Source organism: Pseudomonas sp. R37(2017) (assembly GCF_002113375.1).
Taxonomy (GTDB): domain Bacteria; phylum Pseudomonadota; class Gammaproteobacteria; order Pseudomonadales; family Pseudomonadaceae; genus Aquipseudomonas.
This window is the reverse complement of sequence record NZ_NEHO01000006.1, coordinates 63978-81816: the sequence shown is the minus strand read 5'-3', so window position 1 is coordinate 81816 and position 17839 is coordinate 63978. Positions and strand designations below refer to the sequence as shown.

The 17839-nt window shown below is 58.5% G+C and carries 18 protein-coding genes; 7 read left to right on the top strand and 11 right to left on the bottom strand.

Translation table 11 applies throughout. The features are described 5' to 3' along the window. Window positions 1-17: 17 nt before the first annotated feature. Window positions 18-605 carry a LysE family translocator gene (locus CAG47_RS12370; RefSeq protein WP_085725137.1) on the bottom strand — a complete coding sequence of 196 codons (588 nt, stop codon included), beginning with the start codon at window positions 603-605 and terminating at the stop codon, window positions 18-20. Window positions 606-701: 96 nt separating this feature from the next. Continuing rightward, window positions 702-2033, bottom strand: a complete 1332-nt coding sequence (locus tag CAG47_RS12365) for a PLP-dependent aminotransferase family protein (protein WP_085725136.1) — start codon at window positions 2031-2033, stop codon at window positions 702-704. 89 nt (window positions 2034-2122) lie between these two features. On the opposite strand from CAG47_RS12365, the gene CAG47_RS12360 reads away from it, so the two are divergent. Together CAG47_RS12360 and CAG47_RS12355 are read left to right on the top strand one after the other, a co-directional pair. Beyond that, window positions 2123-3019: a DMT family transporter gene (locus tag CAG47_RS12360; RefSeq protein WP_085725135.1), complete on the top strand. Its 897-nt coding sequence runs from the start codon at window positions 2123-2125 to the stop codon at window positions 3017-3019. Window positions 3020-3103: 84 nt separating this feature from the next. Further along, a complete protein-coding gene (locus CAG47_RS12355; RefSeq protein WP_085725134.1) occupies window positions 3104-3970 on the top strand; it encodes a patatin-like phospholipase family protein in 867 nt (288 codons plus the stop codon). A gap of 116 nt (window positions 3971-4086) precedes the next feature. Here CAG47_RS12355 and CAG47_RS12350 read toward each other — a convergent pair whose 3' ends face one another. Next, on the bottom strand, window positions 4087-5043 hold the full coding sequence (locus CAG47_RS12350; protein WP_085725133.1) for a GlxA family transcriptional regulator: 957 nt from the start codon (window positions 5041-5043) through the stop codon (window positions 4087-4089). A 115-nt stretch (window positions 5044-5158) separates the two neighbouring features. On the opposite strand from CAG47_RS12350, the gene CAG47_RS12345 reads away from it, so the two are divergent. The 4 genes from CAG47_RS12345 to CAG47_RS12330 all read left to right on the top strand — a co-directional run bounded on the left by CAG47_RS12345 (window position 5159) and on the right by CAG47_RS12330 (window position 8011). Beyond that, window positions 5159-6160: an SLAC1 anion channel family protein gene (locus tag CAG47_RS12345; RefSeq protein ID WP_085725132.1), complete on the top strand. Its 1002-nt coding sequence runs from the start codon at window positions 5159-5161 to the stop codon at window positions 6158-6160. A 66-nt stretch (window positions 6161-6226) separates the two neighbouring features. After that, window positions 6227-6553 (top strand): multidrug efflux SMR transporter, encoded by a 327-nt coding sequence (locus CAG47_RS12340; RefSeq protein ID WP_085725131.1) that lies wholly within the window; start codon window positions 6227-6229, stop codon window positions 6551-6553. A gap of 257 nt (window positions 6554-6810) precedes the next feature. Then, window positions 6811-7488, top strand: coding sequence for a DUF3313 domain-containing protein (locus CAG47_RS12335; RefSeq protein ID WP_085725130.1), 678 nt, complete (start codon window positions 6811-6813; stop codon window positions 7486-7488). A gap of 304 nt (window positions 7489-7792) precedes the next feature. Continuing rightward, window positions 7793-8011: a hypothetical protein gene (locus CAG47_RS12330; protein WP_085725129.1), complete on the top strand. Its 219-nt coding sequence runs from the start codon at window positions 7793-7795 to the stop codon at window positions 8009-8011. A gap of 122 nt (window positions 8012-8133) precedes the next feature. Here the strand turns inward: CAG47_RS12330 and CAG47_RS12325 are convergent, their stop codons facing one another. Next, a complete protein-coding gene (locus CAG47_RS12325) occupies window positions 8134-8475 on the bottom strand; it encodes a DUF190 domain-containing protein (protein ID WP_085725128.1) in 342 nt (113 codons plus the stop codon). Window positions 8476-8662: 187 nt separating this feature from the next. After that, window positions 8663-9436, bottom strand: coding sequence for a ParA family protein (locus CAG47_RS12320; RefSeq protein ID WP_085725322.1), 774 nt, complete (start codon window positions 9434-9436; stop codon window positions 8663-8665). A 179-nt stretch (window positions 9437-9615) separates the two neighbouring features. On the opposite strand from CAG47_RS12320, the gene CAG47_RS12315 reads away from it, so the two are divergent. Further along, window positions 9616-9885: a hypothetical protein gene (locus tag CAG47_RS12315; RefSeq protein ID WP_085725127.1), complete on the top strand. Its 270-nt coding sequence runs from the start codon at window positions 9616-9618 to the stop codon at window positions 9883-9885. 420 nt (window positions 9886-10305) lie between these two features. On the opposite strand, the gene CAG47_RS12310 is transcribed toward CAG47_RS12315, so the two are convergent. The 6 genes from CAG47_RS12310 to CAG47_RS12285 form a co-directional block, all read right to left on the bottom strand. After that, window positions 10306-11319, bottom strand: a complete 1014-nt coding sequence (locus CAG47_RS12310) for a GlxA family transcriptional regulator (protein WP_085725126.1) — start codon at window positions 11317-11319, stop codon at window positions 10306-10308. Between the two features lie 88 nt (window positions 11320-11407). Then, window positions 11408-12898: an aldehyde dehydrogenase gene (locus CAG47_RS12305; protein WP_085725125.1), complete on the bottom strand. Its 1491-nt coding sequence runs from the start codon at window positions 12896-12898 to the stop codon at window positions 11408-11410. A gap of 1 nt (window position 12899) precedes the next feature. Next, the gene (locus tag CAG47_RS12300; protein ID WP_085725124.1) at window positions 12900-13802 is read right to left on the bottom strand and encodes a dihydrodipicolinate synthase family protein; all 903 of its coding nucleotides are present in this window, start codon (window positions 13800-13802) and stop codon (window positions 12900-12902) included. Window positions 13803-13868: 66 nt separating this feature from the next. Then, a complete protein-coding gene (locus CAG47_RS12295; protein WP_085725123.1) occupies window positions 13869-15197 on the bottom strand; it encodes an MFS transporter in 1329 nt (442 codons plus the stop codon). Between the two features lie 78 nt (window positions 15198-15275). After that, window positions 15276-16592, bottom strand: a complete 1317-nt coding sequence (locus CAG47_RS12290) for an FAD-binding oxidoreductase (RefSeq protein WP_085725122.1) — start codon at window positions 16590-16592, stop codon at window positions 15276-15278. A gap of 138 nt (window positions 16593-16730) precedes the next feature. Continuing rightward, window positions 16731-17834 carry a GlxA family transcriptional regulator gene (locus CAG47_RS12285; protein WP_256577409.1) on the bottom strand — a complete coding sequence of 368 codons (1104 nt, stop codon included), beginning with the start codon at window positions 17832-17834 and terminating at the stop codon, window positions 16731-16733. Window positions 17835-17839 lie beyond the last annotated feature (5 nt).

Sequence of the window (17839 nt, the reverse complement as noted above, 5' to 3'; positions counted from 1 at the left end):
CCAGGTTGAATCTGTAGTTATGGCAACACCAGGTACACCGCACTCCCTGCCAGCAACAACGCCATCAACCGATTAAACAACCGCATCCCCGCCGGGTTACTCAAGAAACCACGCAAAAACGACCCGGCATACGCCCAACACCCGACCGACACATAGCAGATCACCAGGTAAATCGCGGCGAACTGCCAGACCAGGCGCGCTTCGCCATCGGCGACAAACGCCCCCATGCCGGCAACACAGGCCAGCCAGGCCTTCGGGTTGAGCCACTGCATGATGGCGCCATACAGCATCGACGGGGCTTGCGCCGCATCTCTGGCTTGCACCTGCCCATTGTCAGCCGCCAGCTTGAACGCCATGTACAACAGAAAGGCGACACCCGCCCATTGCACCACCTGCGTCATTGCCGGCCAGCGCTGCAACAACTCATGCAGGCCCAATCCCATCAGCACCAGCAGCAAGACAAACCCCAGCGTAGCCCCGGCCACATGACGCTGGCTGGCCCTGAAGCCAAAGCGCGCACCGGAGCTCAACGCCACGATATTCACCGGTCCCGGCGTGATGGAAGCGACCAGCGCAAACGCCGCCATGGATATCATCAGACTCATTGCACACCTTCTTCCAGCGAATTGAACAAGGCCCTCAAGGTAATGAGCCGCGCGGCTCGCGTATTGAAGAAAACTGCCCTGCCCCGCACTGCATTGCTAAGAGAAATAACCCACGACGCTTTTCACTTTGGTCAATGCAATACGCAACGAGTCCATGTCCACCGAGCCCAACGCCAAACGTATCGCGTGGGGCACATGGGCGGAAATCGCAAAGGGCTCGGCCGGCGACACCGAAACCTGCTCGCGCATCAACGCCATGGCGATCCGGTCGGCCCGGGCGTCTTCGGCCAACGGCACCCAGATGAAGTAGGAGTTGGGGTGACTGATGGTCCTGAGCCCCGCCAACACCTCGCGGGCCAGGGCTTGCCTGGCCTGGGCGTCCGCGCGTTTTTGCGACTCCAGTTGGCTGACGGTCCCGTCGTCGAGCCAGGCGGTGGCGATGGCGGTCATCACACCGGGGGTGTTCCAGGTGGTCGCCATGACGGTGCGCTCGAAAGCGGCAATCCACAGCGCGGGCGCGGCGATGAAGCCGACACGCAGCCCGGTGGCGACATTCTTCGACAGGCCGGACACGTACACCGTTCGCTCAGGCGCCATCTCGGCCAGCGGCGGCGGTACGTTTTCGGCCAGAAACGCGTAGGCGGCGTCCTCGATGATCGTCAGGTCATGGCGGCGCGCAATCGCCACCAGTTGCTCGCGCTGATCGACGTCCATCACCCAGCCCAGCGGGTTGTGCAAGGTCGGCATCGCGTACAGGGCCCGCACCGATCGACTGCGGCAGAGCTTTTCCAGGGCAGGCAGGTCAGGCCCGGTGTCCGTGACCGGAATGGGCAAGACTTCCAGGTGCAGGGTTTCGGCCAGCGTCTTGAAACCAGGATAGGTCAGCGCATCGGCGGTGATCACGTCGCCGGGCTTGAGCAGTGTCATCATCGCCACCGCCAGGCCATGTTGGGCGCCGCTGACGATCAATACCTGTTCGGCCGGCACGTTCAATCCGCGCTCGACCAGATGCCGCGCGACCGCGGCCCGCTCATGCTGGCGCCCCGCGTGGGGCTGATAACGCAGGAGGGCCTCCAGGTCACCGGACAACGCCAGTTGGCGCAAGGCCGTGCGCAACAGGTCGGCCTGACCGGGCAATGACGGGTAGTTGAAATTCAGATCAAGCATCCCCGCCGCCACCACGTGCTGCGAGATGCCCTGCCCCGGCGGCAGCGAGGTTTCCCTGACAAAGGTCCCGCGTCCGGTTTCGCCGCTGACCAGGCCCATGCCCTCCAGCTCGGCATATACCCGGCTGGCGGTCACCAGTGCCAGGCCATGCTCGGTGGCCAGTTGCCGATGAGTCGGCAGGCGCGTGCCGGGGGGCAAACGCCCGGCACGGATGTCCGCGGCAAAGGCATCCACGAGCGTTTTGTAACGGGATCGAGGCATGTCGAGATGTATCCATGACAATTTTTTGATTGTATCGATAGTCGCTCATACGATGAGTGTCGTGCAATCAGACAATGAGTGTGAGCCAAATGGAACGGACCTCGAACCTGCAACACCGGACGCTGGAAAACAGCACCAGCGGCTGGATCAACGGCCTGATCGGCGTCGTGATTTTCAGCGGCTCGCTGCCGGCGACACGGGTGGCGGTGCTGGAGTTTGACCCGGTGTTCCTGACAGTTGCGCGCGCGACCATCGCTGCGCTCCTGGCGATGTGCCTGCTGTGGCTGTTCAAGGAAAAACGTCCGGCGCGCCAGCAAGTGATACCGCTGGCCATCGTCGCCCTGGGCGTGGTCATAGGCTTTCCCCTGTTGACCGCGCTGGCACTGCAATACGTGACGTCCGCGCACTCCATTGTCTTCGTCGGCCTGTTGCCCCTGGCGACGGCGGTGTTTGGCGTCTTGCGTGGCGGCGAGCGACCAAGGGCGGCGTTCTGGATTTTCTCGGTGCTGGGCAGTCTGCTGGTGGTCGGGTTTGCCCTGTCCCAGGGGCTGACCGCCTCCCCCCAAGGCGACATCCTGATGCTGCTGGCCATCCTCGCCTGTGGCCTGGGTTATGCCGAAGGCGCAAAGCTGTCGCGAACCCTCGGTGGCTGGCAGGTGATTTCCTGGGCGCTGGTCTTGTCGCTACCGGTCGTGGCGCTGCTCAGCTGGATGCGCATGCCCGCTTCGTTCAGCGGCATCAGCACACCAGCCTGGTTCAGCCTGGCTTACGTCTCGCTGTTCAGCATGCTGATCGGTTTCGTGTTCTGGTATCGCGGACTGGCCCAAGGGGGCATCGCCGCGGTTGGGCAACTGCAGCTGCTTCAGCCGTTCTTCGGGCTGACCCTGGCGGCCACCCTGCTGCATGAACACGTCAGTGTCGGCATGCTGGGTGTCACCGTTGCCGTGATCCTTTGCGTCACCGGGGCGAAAAAGTTCGCCAGATAATCCCTGCCACGGTGAAGCTGACGGAAGTAATGTCGACCTGCCAGCTACACTCAGTCGATACATTTGCGCACGGAGACTTCCGCCATGGCGAGCAAAACCGCAATCGTATTCGCTGGCGGTGGCAGCCTGGGGGCGGTGCAGGTGGGTATGTTGCGGGCCCTGGTCGAAGCCAATGTTCGATTCGACATGGTGATCGGTGCTTCGGTAGGCGCGATCAACGGGGCCTACTTTGCCGCAAGACCCGATTCCGACGGCGTCGAAGCGCTCGCCGGATTCTGGCGCGGGCTGAGTAAAACCGACATCTTCCCCCTCTCCTGGATCGATACCTGCAGGGGATTGCTCAAACGGCGCGGCTATCTGTTGCAGCCGTCGGCCTTGAATCGGCTGCTGGGCCAGGCACTGCCCATTCACCGAATCGAGGATGCAGTGCTGCCCCTGTACATCGTCACCACCAACCTGCTCAGCGGTGCCGAGACGGTGCTGTCCAGTGGCGAGCTCGAGCAGGCGTTGCTGGCCAGCGCTGCCATTCCGCTGGTGTTCCCCTGCGTACAAATCGCCGATCAGTTCCTGGTCGATGGCGGCGTGGCAAGCAATACACCCATTTCGACCGCCGTAGCCCTGGGAGCCACCAACGTCGTGGTCATCCCCACCGGAGTGAGTTGCGACCTGACGCAACCGCCCCGAGGACTGGTCGCCCTGGCCCTGCACACCGTCAATCTGATGAGCATGCGCCAACTGGTGAGCGACATCGAACACTTCCGCACGCTCACCAGCCTGCACATCGTCCCACCCTTGTGCCCGGTGGATGTCTCGGTTTTCAACTTTGACCAGACCGAGTCTTTGCTGCAGCGTGCCTATGAGCAGACCCTCCGGTGGCTGGAACGCGGGGGGCTCGAACGCACCAAGGTACCTGGTGCCCTGACCATCCATTCCCATGCTCATGAGCATTGAGTGATGTGAATGACCAAAAAAGCCCCGAATCAGCTCACCCTGTCCGTCGTGAATGCCGCCACGCTTCGGGCTGTTAAAAATGTGGCGGCAACCCTTGGCAATGAAGCGCCTCTATATCAAATCGATGAAAACCGCTTTCGATAATCACTGGGCCCCACCCCGAGACGCCGCATGAATGCCCGTCTGAATCCGTCCGCATTGGCATAACCGACTGTATCGGCCAAGCGCTTGAGTGATACGTCCGAGTCTTCGATCAACCGCCTGGCCGCATCGATGCGCGCCAGTTCGACAAATTCGGCCGGGGTCGAACCGGCTTCGGCCTTGAAGGTCCGGGCGAAGTTGCGCTCGCTCATACCGGCGCGGGCGGCCAGGACGGGTACGCTCAAGTCGGCCTTCAGGTGTTCCACGACATAATCCTGCACGTCTCTGATCACGCTGCGTTCGGCGGTTTGTGCCGCCAGTTGCGCGCTGAACTGCGATTGTCCGCCGGGCCGCTTGAAGAACATCACCATTTCACGGGCAACGCTGAGCGCCAGTTCTCTGCCATGGTCTTCTTCGACCAGCGCCAAAGCCAGGTCCATGCCCGCTGTGACCCCCGCCGAGGTGTAGATGTTGCCATCCTTGATATAGATGCTGTCTGGATCGACGTGGGTTTGCGGGTGTTCCTTCGCGAGTTTTGCGCTGGAGTTCCAATGAGTGGTGACATGGCGTCCGTCGAGCAGGCCGGCAGCGGCCAGCAGAAAAGCACCGCTACAGACTGAGCCTATGCGGCGTACGGATTTCGCCTGCCGACAGAGCCAGTCTTGCAGTGCAGGGTCATGTGCAATTTCGTCGATGTGTGGGCTACCGGCCACGAGCAAGGTATCGATCTTGCCTTTATACGTTTCAAAGGTGTCGTCGATGGCAAGCTTCAAACCGCTTGAGCCTTTGATCATCCCCTTGCCGGTACCTATGACTTCGACCCGATAGGCGCGTGGATTGCCCAGTTGCCTGGCTGCTTCGGCGAAGACGTCGGCAGGTCCGACGACGTCCAGCAGTTGCACGCGGGGGAATGCCAGGAGGGTTATGCGCATGATGTCTGTCCTCGTCGAATCATTGGCTGAATACGTCGTTTAATGACTATTTCAGCCAACATCTGTTTGGCTGAAAATAGCTCCAACAGCAAATTCAGTCAAACGGGAGACCGCCATGAACACTGCATACACCCCCACCGTCGCTGCTACTCAATCAGTACAAACCAGCACGACGTCCATCAAAAACCTGCCTGTCAATCTGTTCGGCTCGGTCATGGGCCTGGCCGGCCTGGGACTGGCCTGGCGCTTGAGCGGTCAGTATTACGGCGTCGGCGGCATGTTGGGTGAAGCGATTGGCGCGCTGGCCGGCCTGGTATTCGTGTTGCTGACCTTGGGTTACCTGAGCAAATGGGTAAAGCATCCAGATGCGGTCAGGGCCGAGTTCAACCATCCGATCGCCAGCAACTTTTTCGGCACCGTCACCATTGCCGTGTTACTGCTTTCGGCAGTCGCGGCGCCCCACAGTGAATGGCTCGGACAGGCTCTCTGGATACTGGGAAGTGCACTGACAGTGCTGCTCGCGGGTCTCGTGGTTTCCCGTCTGTTGTCGGGCAACCAGGATTCCTTGAATGCCGTACCTGCCTGGTTGATTCCAGGTGTTGCCACCCTTGATATCGCGGTAACCGGTGCGCACATGCCTATGGCCTGGGCTGCTGAGTTCAACCTGTTTGCTCTCGCGGTGGGTGCGGTACTGGCACTGGTTTTCTTCACCCGGATCTTTTCGCGACTGGTGCATGAGACAACGCTGGCCAAAGGCATGGTGCCCTCGCTGATGGTCCTGATTGCACCCTTTGAAGTAGGTTTCCTGGCGTACACCAATGTGTTCGGCGAGATCGACCGGTTTGCCAGCGTATTGTTCTACTTCGGCCTGTTCCTGTTCGTGGTGTTGAGCTTCAAGGTGTTCCGTCGCGATGTGCCCTTTGCCCCTTCGTGGTGGGCAATCAGCTTTCCCATCGCAGCCCTGAGCAATGCCGCGCTGAAATATGCACATGCCCAGGACAACACCGTGCTGATGGTAATCGCTGCTGTAATTCTGCTGTTCCTCACCGTGGCACTGACCGTGTTGCTGGTGAAAACCCTGATCAGCCTGTTCAGCGGCAAACTGTTGGCCAACTGACCTTTTACCTCCCTTTGGCGAGCCTTGACCGGCTCGCTTTTTTTTTGCCCATGCAGGTTTCATCGAATGACTTACAACACATCGTGGTTACTGCTGATCGTTGCCGGATTCCTGGAGATTTTCTTTGCTGTCGGGTTGAAATCTGCAAACGGCCTCGAGCGACCCTGGCTGCTGGTCGGCACGGTCGTCGTGTTGGCCGGCAGTTTGAGTTTGCTGACGGTGGCGTTGCGAGTGCTGCCTGTAGGAACCGCCTATGCGGTCTGGACCGGCATCGGCGCTGCCGGCACAGCCATCGTCGGAATGTATTGGATGGGTGATACGGTATCGTTCTGGAAACTTGTCTGGATCGGCATGATCCTGCTGAGCGTCGCCGGACTACGCTGGGCAACCTGAACAACCGCAATATGCGCTTTTTCGGTATGAGCGAAACCTGACGCATCTCCACAGGGCCACTATGCTTTGGATCTGGACACCGACATCAGTTCGACCATGATCTCGCTCGGCCACATGCTGCTGAAGCGGATCAAGTGCACAACCGGCTATCCAATCTTCGATCAGCTCGACAACACCCGGACTCAAGCTGGAAACAGGGTTTGAAGATTCTGCTTTTCTGTTGACGGGGCACGACTCAATCGTGGAGTGAACACACTATGACCTTGGTCCGGAAACTGCTCATTGATGTCGCACTGACCAGCCTTCTACTCGGCGGATGCACCTCCCAGGTCACCGAGCGCGAGCAGTACTCCGGTTTCCTGTCCAACTACAACAATCTGGAAGAAGTGACCACCACCACGGGAGAGAAGGCAATGCGCTGGGTGAGCCCTTCGTGGAACCCGAATGCGTATGACACCATAGCGTTCAGAACCCTGGAGTTTTATCCCGCGCCGAAACCCAATGAGCGGGTCAATCAGCAGACACTGGCCGACCTGCAGGACCTCATGTCCAGGAAGGCCAAACTCATGCTGGGTCAGAAATACCAGAGGGTGTCTAACGCCGCTGCAGCGCCAGCCGGATCACGCCCCCTGATCCTGCGTGCGGCGATCACTGGCGTCAGCGCTTCGAACGAAGGCATGAAGTGGTATGAAATAATGCCGATCGCGGCCGTTGTCGGAGCGACACAGGCCGCCACCGGACACCGGGACCAGGACACCAATCTGTTCATCGAAGCCGAATTCATTGACGCCAGAACCCATCAGACAATGGCCAAAGTGGTGCGCAAGGTATTCGGCAGCCAACTGGAAAACGAGAGTCAGCAAATCAGCACCAAGGACTTTAAAGCCGCTATCGAAAAACTGAATACCGATCTCTGGACGTTCGTTCATGGTTGACCGTTAGATGGCTTTCCGTTTTCGTCCCGTCTCTGGCGTCCAGCGAGCAGCCGAGTCTGCCGATAATGTCGACACGGTGAAGATAACGCTGGGGTGACTGCCGGCGGTGGATTCAACCGGTCGTGGCAGGCGGAAAACGGCCAGAAGCCTCGTTTGGCAGTTGAATCAAGGATGCTTGCCCATCAAGTGCCCACGCGCTTCGGGGCATCGTTCGGTTGCAGTCATCACTTTTTCTTCAGAAAAATAAGTCCCGCACCAGGCGGGATTCCTGGCTAAGCTGTACGCTCTACGCATGGAGGCATTTATGAAGTACACAACAGTTTTACTGGCTGTCGCCTTGCTCGGTGGCTGCTCTTCGTACAATGAGCGCGGCACCGGCGAAGGCGGGAGAGAAATAACCAGCAAGGGCTACACCGTCCGCTGTGACGCGACACCCGCCAATCAGCCAGGCTGCTACACGCCGCCGCCATCGTGGGACTGGTGGCCCGCAGACAGCATCAAATTCAAGTTGGGCGTGAACTGACACGCCTCTTCGCAACTCAGGATGACGCTGAATTGACGGCTATCGGTTGATAGCCGCCCTTCGCAACAGGCAACAATCGGCCAAAAGCAGGCATCTCCTTGCAACTCCCCCATGCTCACATTTCAATCTACGCGATCGACTGGATCGGCCCGCATGCCAACGGCTCCGAATTCAATTGGGGCTTTTATGTAGAACAAGGAAATGTCCTCGGTCGCAAGGCGCTCAAACAAGCGTGCGAACTCTTCTTCAGTCATTGCCAGATGGATCTCGGTCGGCTGGTCAGCCAGCTCGAAGAAATGCGAGGAATGCAGTTTTCCCGAATGTCCGAAGCCTTCGATACCGGTTGCCAGAGTGGCTCCACGCAGCCCCATTTCCTTGGCCAGATCGACAAGCCAGTCACCGAGCATTTTTCCATGATGACGGCGGTTCTGTTGGGTAAAGAAAATCACCAGAAACCCTTTCATCACGGATCACCTCTTTAGCGTGTGCCAAATTGAAACAACCAGCGTAACCAGGCCCCAAGTGATGCGCCGATAGCGATAACGAGCAATGATTTCAGCATAGCCGTGGTTCACTCATCTGCCGGCACGCTACTCGCACGCCGGCCTCCCCCAATCGCCACTGGCTGATACTTCAACCCTGAGCCCGGGTTTAACTGGCACGCTCCAACGCAGAAAACAGGCTGACGAATTCCATTGAAAGCTTATGGCGCGGCGCCAGATGGATCATGGGCACTGAAGCCTCATGGGACTCACGCATTTTGACCGTGCTGCTCAAGTAATCCGGTAACACGGGCAAGCCTTCCGCCACCAGTTCATCGATCAGCAATTGGTGCACGCTGGCACGCGCCACAAACTGGTTGACCACCACGCCTTCCACAATCAACGACTCGTTATGGTCGGCCTGCAACTCGGCGACTTGCGCGATGACGTTATAGAGCGCATGACGAGAAAAGCTGTCGCAATCGAAAGGAATCAACACGCGATCGGCGGCGATCAGTGCGCTGATCGTATAGAAATTCAGGGACGGCGGTGTATCGATGTAAATGCGTTCGTAATCCTCGGAAAGCTCCACCAACAGGCGGCGCAACTTGTTGATCTTGAACTTGGACTCAAGCTTTGACTGCAGATCGGCAAGCTCACTGCTAGCCGTCACCAGGTGCAGATTGTCGTAGCGAGTATCAGTGATGGTCACCCGATTCTTTTTGCCGGCCGGGCCACCAGACAAGGTTTGCTTGAAGAAATCGGCGATCCCCACGGGGATATCATCGCCTGTCAGCCCAGTCAGGTATTGGGTCGAGTTGGCCTGAGGATCGAGATCCACCAAAAGCGTCCTGTAGCCTTCGGCAGCACTGACAGCCGCGAGATTGCAGGCGATGCTTGATTTGCCAACGCCCCCTTTTTGATTGAATACAGCTCGACGCATGAGAGAAGCAACCTGAAAAAAATCTGCCTCGATCATAGAACTGAAACATTTCAGTAATATTGCTGCGCGACAATTTTGTTTCAATTTTAAGACAGCGGCTTCCATGCCCTGACTGCGCCACCCGACATGCAGTCAACCAGAGGTGTGTCTGCATTTGCGGCAATACAAGGAGGTTAACGATGCAATGCTCGCCGGATGAAATACGCCACCAGATCCTGGACGCCGAACCCGTGTTGAAACGACTCGATATCGAGATGCAGGAGCTCGAGTTCGATCCGCTGGTGCCGTCAAGCGTCACCGCTGCCTACGCCAAGGTAGATCGGGTAATCGAGCATCTGTTGGCCCGGTTCAAGGCAAACCCCATTCTTGGGCCGCTGACGACAGAGCTGAAGTCCCAGTACTTCGATGGCATTCGAGCGAAGGTAGTGCTTGCCAGGAATGGCAAATAGTTTGGTTCTTCGTCGACAGCGGCCGCCCACAGGTTCCGTGGTTGTACGCAACATCTGCGAACCATCCAAATCACTGTGGGAGCGGGTGCCCGCTTGCGGCCTGCTCGCGAAGAGGCCGGCACATTCAAGATCAATGTTGCCTGACACGCCGCCATCGCGAGCATGCTCGCTTCTACAGGCTCTGCGGATGTACGCAAAATCCACGAACGGCCCAAATCACTGTGGGAGCGGGCTTGCCCGCGAAGAGGCCGGTACATTCAACATCGATGTCGCCTGATACACCGCCATCGCGAGCATGCTCGCTCCTACAGGTTCAGTGGCTGTACGCAACATCTGTGAACGGCCCAAATCACTGTAGGAGCGAGCATGCTCGCGATGAGGCCAGCACATTCAAAATCGATGTCGCCTGACACTCCGCCGTCAAAACTCCATCCGCACTTCTCTGGACGGCGAATAGCCAAAATACGCCGTGTAGCACTTGCTGAAATGACTTGGCGAGACGAACCCGCAGGCCACTGCGACCTGAACGATGGACAGCCGGGAGTGCTGCAACAACCGCCGGGCTTCCGTGACCCGAAGTTCAAGGTAATAGCGCAATGGCGTCGTCCCCAACTGCGACCTGAACAGCCGCTCGATCTGACGCCGGGACAGGTTGACCCAACCCGACATCTGCTCCAGATCCAGCGGTTCCTCCAGATTGGCCTCCATCAGCTTGACGATCTCGCGTAACGGCGCGGCCATCTTGATGTGCAGCGTCGGGTTCAGCCGCCGATACTTTGAGGCTTCGAACGCGAGGATATCGCTGATGCCCTCCACAAGGCCTGCGCCGTGGGATTGTCCGATCCAGTCCAGCACCATGTAGAACGCCCCGCTGGGACTTGCCGCGGTATAACGATCGCGATCGACCATGAAGCTTTCGCTGGTGACCTGGCTGTGTTGCGCAGCCTCTGCCAGCGCTGGCCGATGTTCCGGGTGAATGGCACAGCGGTAGGCATCCAGCAGACCCGCCTCGCCCAGGAACCAGGCGCCGTTCCACAGGCCGGCGAGCGCCACGCCCTTCTCGGCTACCTTCTTGAGCAAGGCGCGCAGTTGGGCATTGGCGCGCAGCGGCGTGCGCAGGCCACCACAGACGATCAACAACTTCAAATCACCCAGCGGATAGGTCGAGAGGTCGTGGTCGGGGCGGATGATGATGCCCAGGTCGCTCATCACTTCCTGGCCATCGAGGGTAAAGGTGCAGGTGCTGTAAAGCTCCGGCCGCAGCAGATTGGCGGTAACCAGTGCGTCCAGTGCGTTGGTGAAAGATGGCAGGGAAAAGTGATCGAGCAGGATAAAACCCACCGCCGAACGGAGCAGTTTCTCCGGTTTCTCGTCCTTGAGATAACGGAGATTCTTGCCTTTGATTGTCCCGCAAAAACTGCGCTGCTCTACCACTGAAAATCCACTCCGATCAAACAAGCACAAGGATCACCCCAACCATTGAGGCTGAGGTGATCCTTGTATCACAACATTGCCGTTTCTATCAGGACGCGTCGATCCAGATGGTCTTCAACTCAGTGTATTGGTCATGGGCCCAGATGGACTTGTCCCGACCACCGAAGCCGGACTCCTTGTAGCCGCCGAACGGCGTAGAGGCATCACCTTCGCCAAAGCAGTTCACGGTCACGATACCCGCACGAATACCCCGAGAGAGCTTCAAGGCATTGCGCAGGTTGCCGGTGTACGCCGATGCCGCCAGGCCATAGGCCGTGTCGTTGGCCAGCTCGATCGCTTCGTCCACGGTCTTGAAGGTGGTCACGCTCAGCACGGGACCGAAGATCTCTTCCTGGAACAAGCGGCTGTCGCGCCGTACTCCATCGAGAATGGTCGGTTCTACAAAGATGTCACCGGTCGTGTTGCCACCCGCGAGCACATCCAGTTTCTGATCCTTGGCGTGTTCGATGTAAGAACGCACTTTTTCAAAGTGAGCCTTGCTGATCATCGAGCCCAGGCGATTTTCCGGATCGAGGGGATCACCCATCTGCCAGTCGGCCAAGTGCGCCTGAACCCGCTTCAACAACGCTTCCTTGATGTCGCTGTGAACGATCAGGCGCGAGGACGCCGAGCAGTTTTCGCCCATGTTCCAGAAAGCGCCGTTGACCACGTGCCGGGCAACCTGGTCGATGTCCTCGACGTCATCCATCACCACCGCCGGGTTCTTGCCACCGCACTCCAGCACGATGCGCTTGAGGTTCGACTCACTGGAGTATTTGAGGAACAGACGCCCGGTGTCGGTCGAGCCGGTGAAGCTGACCATCGAGACATCGGCGTGCCGGCCCAACGGCTCGCCAGCGTCCTTGCCGCCGCCAGGCACCACGTTGAACACGCCCGCGGGGATTCCCGCCTGATAAGCCAGCTCGGCCACGCGCAGCGTGCTCAAGGTGGTTTCCTTGGCCGGCTTGACCACGATCGAACAACCGGCGGCCAGGGACGGGCCGATTTTCCAGGCGAGCATCAGCAGCGGGAAGTTCCACGGCAAGACCAGACCGACAACGCCGATGGGCTCACGCACCACCATGGTGACCGCGCCGGAACCTGTCGGCGCGGTCGAGTCGTAGACCTTGTCGATCAGCTCGGCATGCCAGCGCAGCGTATGAATGGTCTCCGGTACGTCGATGTTCTGGCATTCGCGAATGGGTTTGCCGCTGTCCAGGCTTTCGAGGACCGCCAACTCGTGGGCGTTGTCTTCCAGCAATTGAGCGAAACGCAGCAGCACGGACTTGCGTGCAGAAGGCGAAAGCGAATGCCAGCGCGCGTCGTCAAACGCTGCCTTGGCTGCCGCGACAGCCTCGTCGACATCCCGGGAATCACAGGCGGCTATTTCGGCCAGGACGTCACCGGTGGCCGGGTTGGTGGTGGTGAAGGTTTTGCCCGATTGCGCGTCGCGAAACTGGCCGTTGATGAAGGCTTGGTGGCGAAACTCCATCTTGCCTGCCAGGTCGCGATACGCCTCTTTAGTCAATAGATCTGCCATTTCATGCCTCCCCGACGATTTCGGCGACGTTCTGTTCAAGGGTCTGGATCACCTCTTTCAGCGCCTGCTTCTCGGACGCTTCCAGAGGTTGCAATGGCGCACGCACACCACCGGTGCGCAGTCCGTTCAACTCGCTGCCGTACTTGATGGACTGGACGAACTTGCCGCCTTCGAGGAAATCCATCAGTGGCAGCATGGCCGACATGATGCGACGACCCTTGGCGAAGTCTTTTTCAATTACGCAGGCTTCGTAGAGCGCCACGTGTTCGCGCGGGATGAAGTTGGAACCGGCGCAGACCCAGCTACGGGCCCCCCAGGCGAAGAATTCCAGCGCCTGATCGTCCCAACCGCAGGAGATCTGGAGCTCGGGATGGGAATGAGCCAGGCGATGCAGACGGTTCATCTCGCCCGAGCTTTCCTTGATCGCGACGATGTTCTTGCACTGGGCCACCGCGGCGAAAAACTCGTCGCCCATGGAGACACCCATGCGCGCCGGGTAGTTGTAAAGCATGATCGGCAAGCCGGCGGCCTTGTCCACGGCCAGTACGTGAGTGGCGATTTCCTTCTGGGTCGGCAAGGCGTAAGGCGGTGACCCTACCAGCAGAGCATCGGCTTCGATCTCCTTGGCCTTTTCGGCAAAGTGCACGGAATCCTCGGTACGAATACCGCCAGTACCGACGACCAACGGCAGGCGACCCTTGATCACGTCTTTCGCACGCTTGGCCAGCTCGACGCGCTCGGCCGTGGTGTGCGCGTAGTACTCACCGGTAGAACCCCCAATGATGATGCCGTGGACCCTGGATTCGATCAGATACTCCAGAACCTCGGCGAAGGCCGGGTGATCGATCTGGCCATCGCAAGTCAGTGGCGTAATGGCAGGGGTAAAAATGCCGTCGAAGTTCATGATGTTTCCTCCAGTGGTTTGCATGTTGATTGCCCGCGACTGTCATTCGTCGGGTTTGAAAAACAGTTAATTGAGCGATGCGGCCTGTTGCAGATTCAGCGAACGGGTTTCAGGCGCCAGCACCCAGGACAGCAGCAGCCCGACCAGCGTGACGCCCGCCGCGACATACATCGTCTCGGCGATCCCCAACTTGCTGAGGGAAATCGGCACCAGATAAGTCCCTGCGGCAGCGCCGACTCGCGAGAGCGAGGTGCCTACACCCACGGCAAAGGCGCGGATTTCCGTCGGGAACAGTTCGTTGGGGTACACCAGCGTCAGCACCTGGGCACCGCCAATGAACAGCGCGTAGGCAATGAAAAAGAACAGCACCAGGCTGCTCGGCCCGGCGTGACCGATGGCCAGGCCCAGCAACGCGAGGCCGGAACACAGGAAGCTGTAGATCAGCAGGTTGCGACGACCGACCACATTGATGATTCGCGTTGAAATCACGCAGCCGATCACGAAGAACAAGGTGATGGCGATCGAGCCAAGCGACGCCCAGTCCCCTTGCAGATTCAGGGCGGCCAATACTTTTGGCGCGAAGGCGTAGACGGCGAACAGGGGAACGACCGAGCAGGTCCAGAAAATCACCACGAACAGCATTCGTTTACCGTAGCCGGAATGAACCAGATTGGAGATGCTGATCCTCTTGCCACAGGACTGTTCCGGCAGGTTCTCCAGGGAAAACTCCGCGCCGTAGACCTTCTTGATGATCGCTTCGGCTTCGACGGGTCGGCCTTTGTTCAGCAACCAGCGTGGCGATTCCGGGGTACCGATGCGTACGAGAAACAACAGGGCGCCAATGATCGAAGCGCTGGCCAATACCAGGCGCCAGGCGTCCGATCCCCAGAACTTGAACATGATCTCGCCGACGATATAGGCCATTGCGGCACCGGCGAACCACATGATGGTCAGCATCGCCAACCTGGGGCCGCGGTATTTGCGGGGAAGAAACTCGACCAGCAGTGAAGTGGCAACCGGGTACTCGATGCCCACCGCCACGCCCAGCACGAGGCGCAGGAAGAAAAGCGCGATGGCCGAGTCCACCCAGTACTGGGCCAGGGACGCCACGATGAAGAGGGTCGGGCCTGCAAACAACAGGCGTTTGCGACCGAGGATGTCGGTGAGCCAGCCACCGAGGAAGCCACCGAAAAAGATACCGATGAGTGCCGAAGCGGCAATCATGCCCTCCCAGAAATCATCGAGGGCCAGGGATCTGGACATGTGTATCAGCGCGACGCCGATGATACTGAGGACGTAACCATCCACAAAAGAACCACCTGCCGCACGAATCGTCAGCAGACGATGAAAGCTGTTAAGTGGGACATCCTCAATTGAAACACCAACGTTCTTCATTTCTTATCCTTATATTCGACATCGGAAAGCGGTTTGCACTTACACATCGTTCGGGTCAGGGTGTTCGAATGTGGCGACTCAGCTTTCTCTGCCGGCGCGGAATTGCCCCCACTTGAGGTTCATGTTTACGCCCAGTGAAAGGAACGGCTCGGGCGGATTACTGTTCGGCCCCGGCGCTTGCAACAGAAACTCGATCAGCCCGCCGCGATCGCCTGCGAGCCAGTCGGCAAGCAGTTTCCCGGTCACGGTGCCGCGCGTAACGCCCAGTCCGTTGCAACCCAAAGCGCCGTAGACATTGGGCGCCAACTCGCCGAAAAAACCGTTGTGGTTGCGCGACATGGCCAGCGCGCCACCCCAGGTGTATTCGAAGTTCACATCGGGGAGCATCGGGAAGCGCTGATCGAACGAGGCTTTGTGGCGACGGACAAAACGCTCGTTGTATTTGCTGTTGCTGCGCCCATCCGGGTTGAAGCTGAAACTGTTTCTGATCAGCAGTCGGTTATCCGGAGTGCGTCTTACGGTTGTGCCGAATGGGTCTGCCGGAATGGCGCCCCAGTAAGGTTTGCCTCCCAGGCGTGCCTGTTCTTCTTCGGTCAATGGGCGAGTGATGCTGCCGTAGGTGTAGATGGGCAACATACGGCCTTGCAGGAAGCCGAAGCGCATACCGAAAGAGTTATTGGCCAAAATCAACTTGTTGGCGCTGATGCTGCCGTTTGCGTGTTTCAACACTGTCTTCGGGCCGTATTCCACTTCCAGGATCGGTGTGCGCTCATACAGCGTGACGTTTGCCGGCAAGCTGTCAGCCAAGCCCTTCACCAACGCCGATGGCTGAATCAGGATCGCGCCGGGGGTGTACAACGCCTTGCGATAGAAGTGCGTGCCCAGATGCTCGGGCAGCTCGCCGGCATCGATCATCTGATAAGGTTGTTCGAGTTTATCCAGCCCCCGCCGGTACGCCTCGAGCACCGCAATGCCGCGATCTTCCACGGCCGCCTGGTATTTGCCGCAGGCTTTCATCTGGCAATCGATGTCGAACTGGTTGACCAGGTCGCGCAAGATCGACTGCCCGGCCAGATTGAGCTTCAGGCTGGTACGGGCGAGATTGATGTCGCCGATGTAATCGTCGGCACCGATGTCATGGGGCAGATCGATTGCAAAACCGGCGTTGCGTCCCGATGGGCCCAAGCCAACTTCCTGCGCTTCGACCAGCACCACTTCGTCATTGGGGAAGTTCAGCGCCAGTTGACGCGCAGCGGCAAGCCCGGTGAAACCCGCCCCGATAATGACCCAGCGAGCGGAGATATGCCCCTGATGCGCAGGCCGGGGTTGGCGCGGGCGGCTCAAATGAAACCAGCCACAACTTTTATCATCGGCGGGTAACGAGGTAACTTTCATAGTCTTAAACCGCTTATTGTTTAATTGCTTTTATTGAAATCAACTGACGACAGTCCACGAGACACCCTGCCTGGCAACTTCGTGCCAACCACTCATTACCTCTACACAGACAGTTGCGTCAGAACTTATCGATGCCTGTCAAAAGTTGGCTGCAATTGCATATCGCCCGGCACTGCCACAATCATCGGAATAATAATTATCGCGAAAGGTCATGGGCGGCAGGCCAAACAGATCCTTGAAGCGCTTATAGAAATGCGGGTAACTGACAAATCCGGTGGCCAGTGCAACATCGGTCAACGAACGATCACTTTGGACAATAAGTTGCCGTGCCCGGGTCAGACGCAACTCCAGGTAGTAGCGATTGGGCGCGGCATTCAAATAGCGCGCGAATCTTCTTTCGAGTTGCCGTCGTGAAACACCGACCTGACTGGCGATTTCCTCGATTTCCATCGGCGCCTCGATATGGTTTTCCATGAGGCTCAGCGCGATATTGAGCGGACGAGGAATCGACTTGGGTACGACGGTTATCCCGGTTTCGCTGTTTTGAACGGTCTTGGGTTGGTGAACGCGCCTGATTTCACTGGTCAGCCCCGCGTCGCCCCGAGAACCGAGCTCCTGCATGATCGCCAGGGTCATGTCCAGCGCCGAAGAAGCACTGGAGCAGGTGCCACGGCGATGTTCGAAGACGAAATCCGCAGTGGCGATTTTCACCTGGGGAAAATACTCGTTCATCAGCGCGCAGCTATCGGTGTGGCAGGCACTGCCTTGATGATCGAGCAGACCGGCGTCCGCCAGGTAGAACGCGGCATTCCATACACCGGCGACGATGCCCTTGCCAGTGGCAGACTTCTTCAACACCCGGCGCAGCAAAGGATTGGCGGACAGCCTGACTCGCTGCCCTCCCACAACAATGACTGCGTCGCTGTTGAATGTCTCCGGCACCAGCCTTTCCGAAGAAAGCGCTACGCCGATATCACTTTCAACCAGACCGCCTTGCAACGAATAAGTGGAAACCTTGTAAATCGTATGGCTGCTGATCAAGTTGCCGGTTGCCAGGGCATCCATTGCAGTTGAAAGCGTGGTCAGTGAAAAGTGATCAAGCAGAATGAATGCAACCCGCACTACTTTTTCATGACCCAATGAATCTGTAGTTTGCCGAAATCCGATGTTCTGGAACTTCAACGTGCTTTGGAATGTATCCATCATTTTCCACCTGATCACATTTACCTGAAACGTTGGCAACTAAC

Bases quoted from the DNA above. Each gene is read 5' to 3' on its own strand.
- CAG47_RS12320 (WP_085725322.1), bottom strand. From the start codon at position 9,436: ATGCGTCGAGCTGTATTCAATCAAAAAGGGGGCGTTGGCAAATCAAGC.
- CAG47_RS12290 (WP_085725122.1), bottom strand. From the start codon at position 16,592: ATGAAAGTTACCTCGTTACCCGCCGATGATAAAAGTTGTGGCTGGTTT.
- CAG47_RS12315 (WP_085725127.1), top strand. From the start codon at position 9,616: ATGCAATGCTCGCCGGATGAAATACGCCACCAGATCCTGGACGCCGAA.
- CAG47_RS12335 (WP_085725130.1), top strand. From the start codon at position 6,811: ATGACCTTGGTCCGGAAACTGCTCATTGATGTCGCACTGACCAGCCTT.
- CAG47_RS12340 (WP_085725131.1), top strand. From the start codon at position 6,227: ATGACTTACAACACATCGTGGTTACTGCTGATCGTTGCCGGATTCCTG.
- CAG47_RS12295 (WP_085725123.1), bottom strand. From the start codon at position 15,197: ATGAAGAACGTTGGTGTTTCAATTGAGGATGTCCCACTTAACAGCTTT.
- CAG47_RS12365 (WP_085725136.1), bottom strand. From the start codon at position 2,033: ATGCCTCGATCCCGTTACAAAACGCTCGTGGATGCCTTTGCCGCGGAC.
- CAG47_RS12360 (WP_085725135.1), top strand. From the start codon at position 2,123: ATGGAACGGACCTCGAACCTGCAACACCGGACGCTGGAAAACAGCACC.
- CAG47_RS12330 (WP_085725129.1), top strand. From the start codon at position 7,793: ATGAAGTACACAACAGTTTTACTGGCTGTCGCCTTGCTCGGTGGCTGC.
- CAG47_RS12350 (WP_085725133.1), bottom strand. From the start codon at position 5,043: ATGCGCATAACCCTCCTGGCATTCCCCCGCGTGCAACTGCTGGACGTC.
- CAG47_RS12345 (WP_085725132.1), top strand. From the start codon at position 5,159: ATGAACACTGCATACACCCCCACCGTCGCTGCTACTCAATCAGTACAA.
- CAG47_RS12370 (WP_085725137.1), bottom strand. From the start codon at position 605: ATGAGTCTGATGATATCCATGGCGGCGTTTGCGCTGGTCGCTTCCATC.
- CAG47_RS12305 (WP_085725125.1), bottom strand. From the start codon at position 12,898: ATGGCAGATCTATTGACTAAAGAGGCGTATCGCGACCTGGCAGGCAAG.
- CAG47_RS12300 (WP_085725124.1), bottom strand. From the start codon at position 13,802: ATGAACTTCGACGGCATTTTTACCCCTGCCATTACGCCACTGACTTGC.
- CAG47_RS12325 (WP_085725128.1), bottom strand. From the start codon at position 8,475: ATGAAAGGGTTTCTGGTGATTTTCTTTACCCAACAGAACCGCCGTCAT.
- CAG47_RS12355 (WP_085725134.1), top strand. From the start codon at position 3,104: ATGGCGAGCAAAACCGCAATCGTATTCGCTGGCGGTGGCAGCCTGGGG.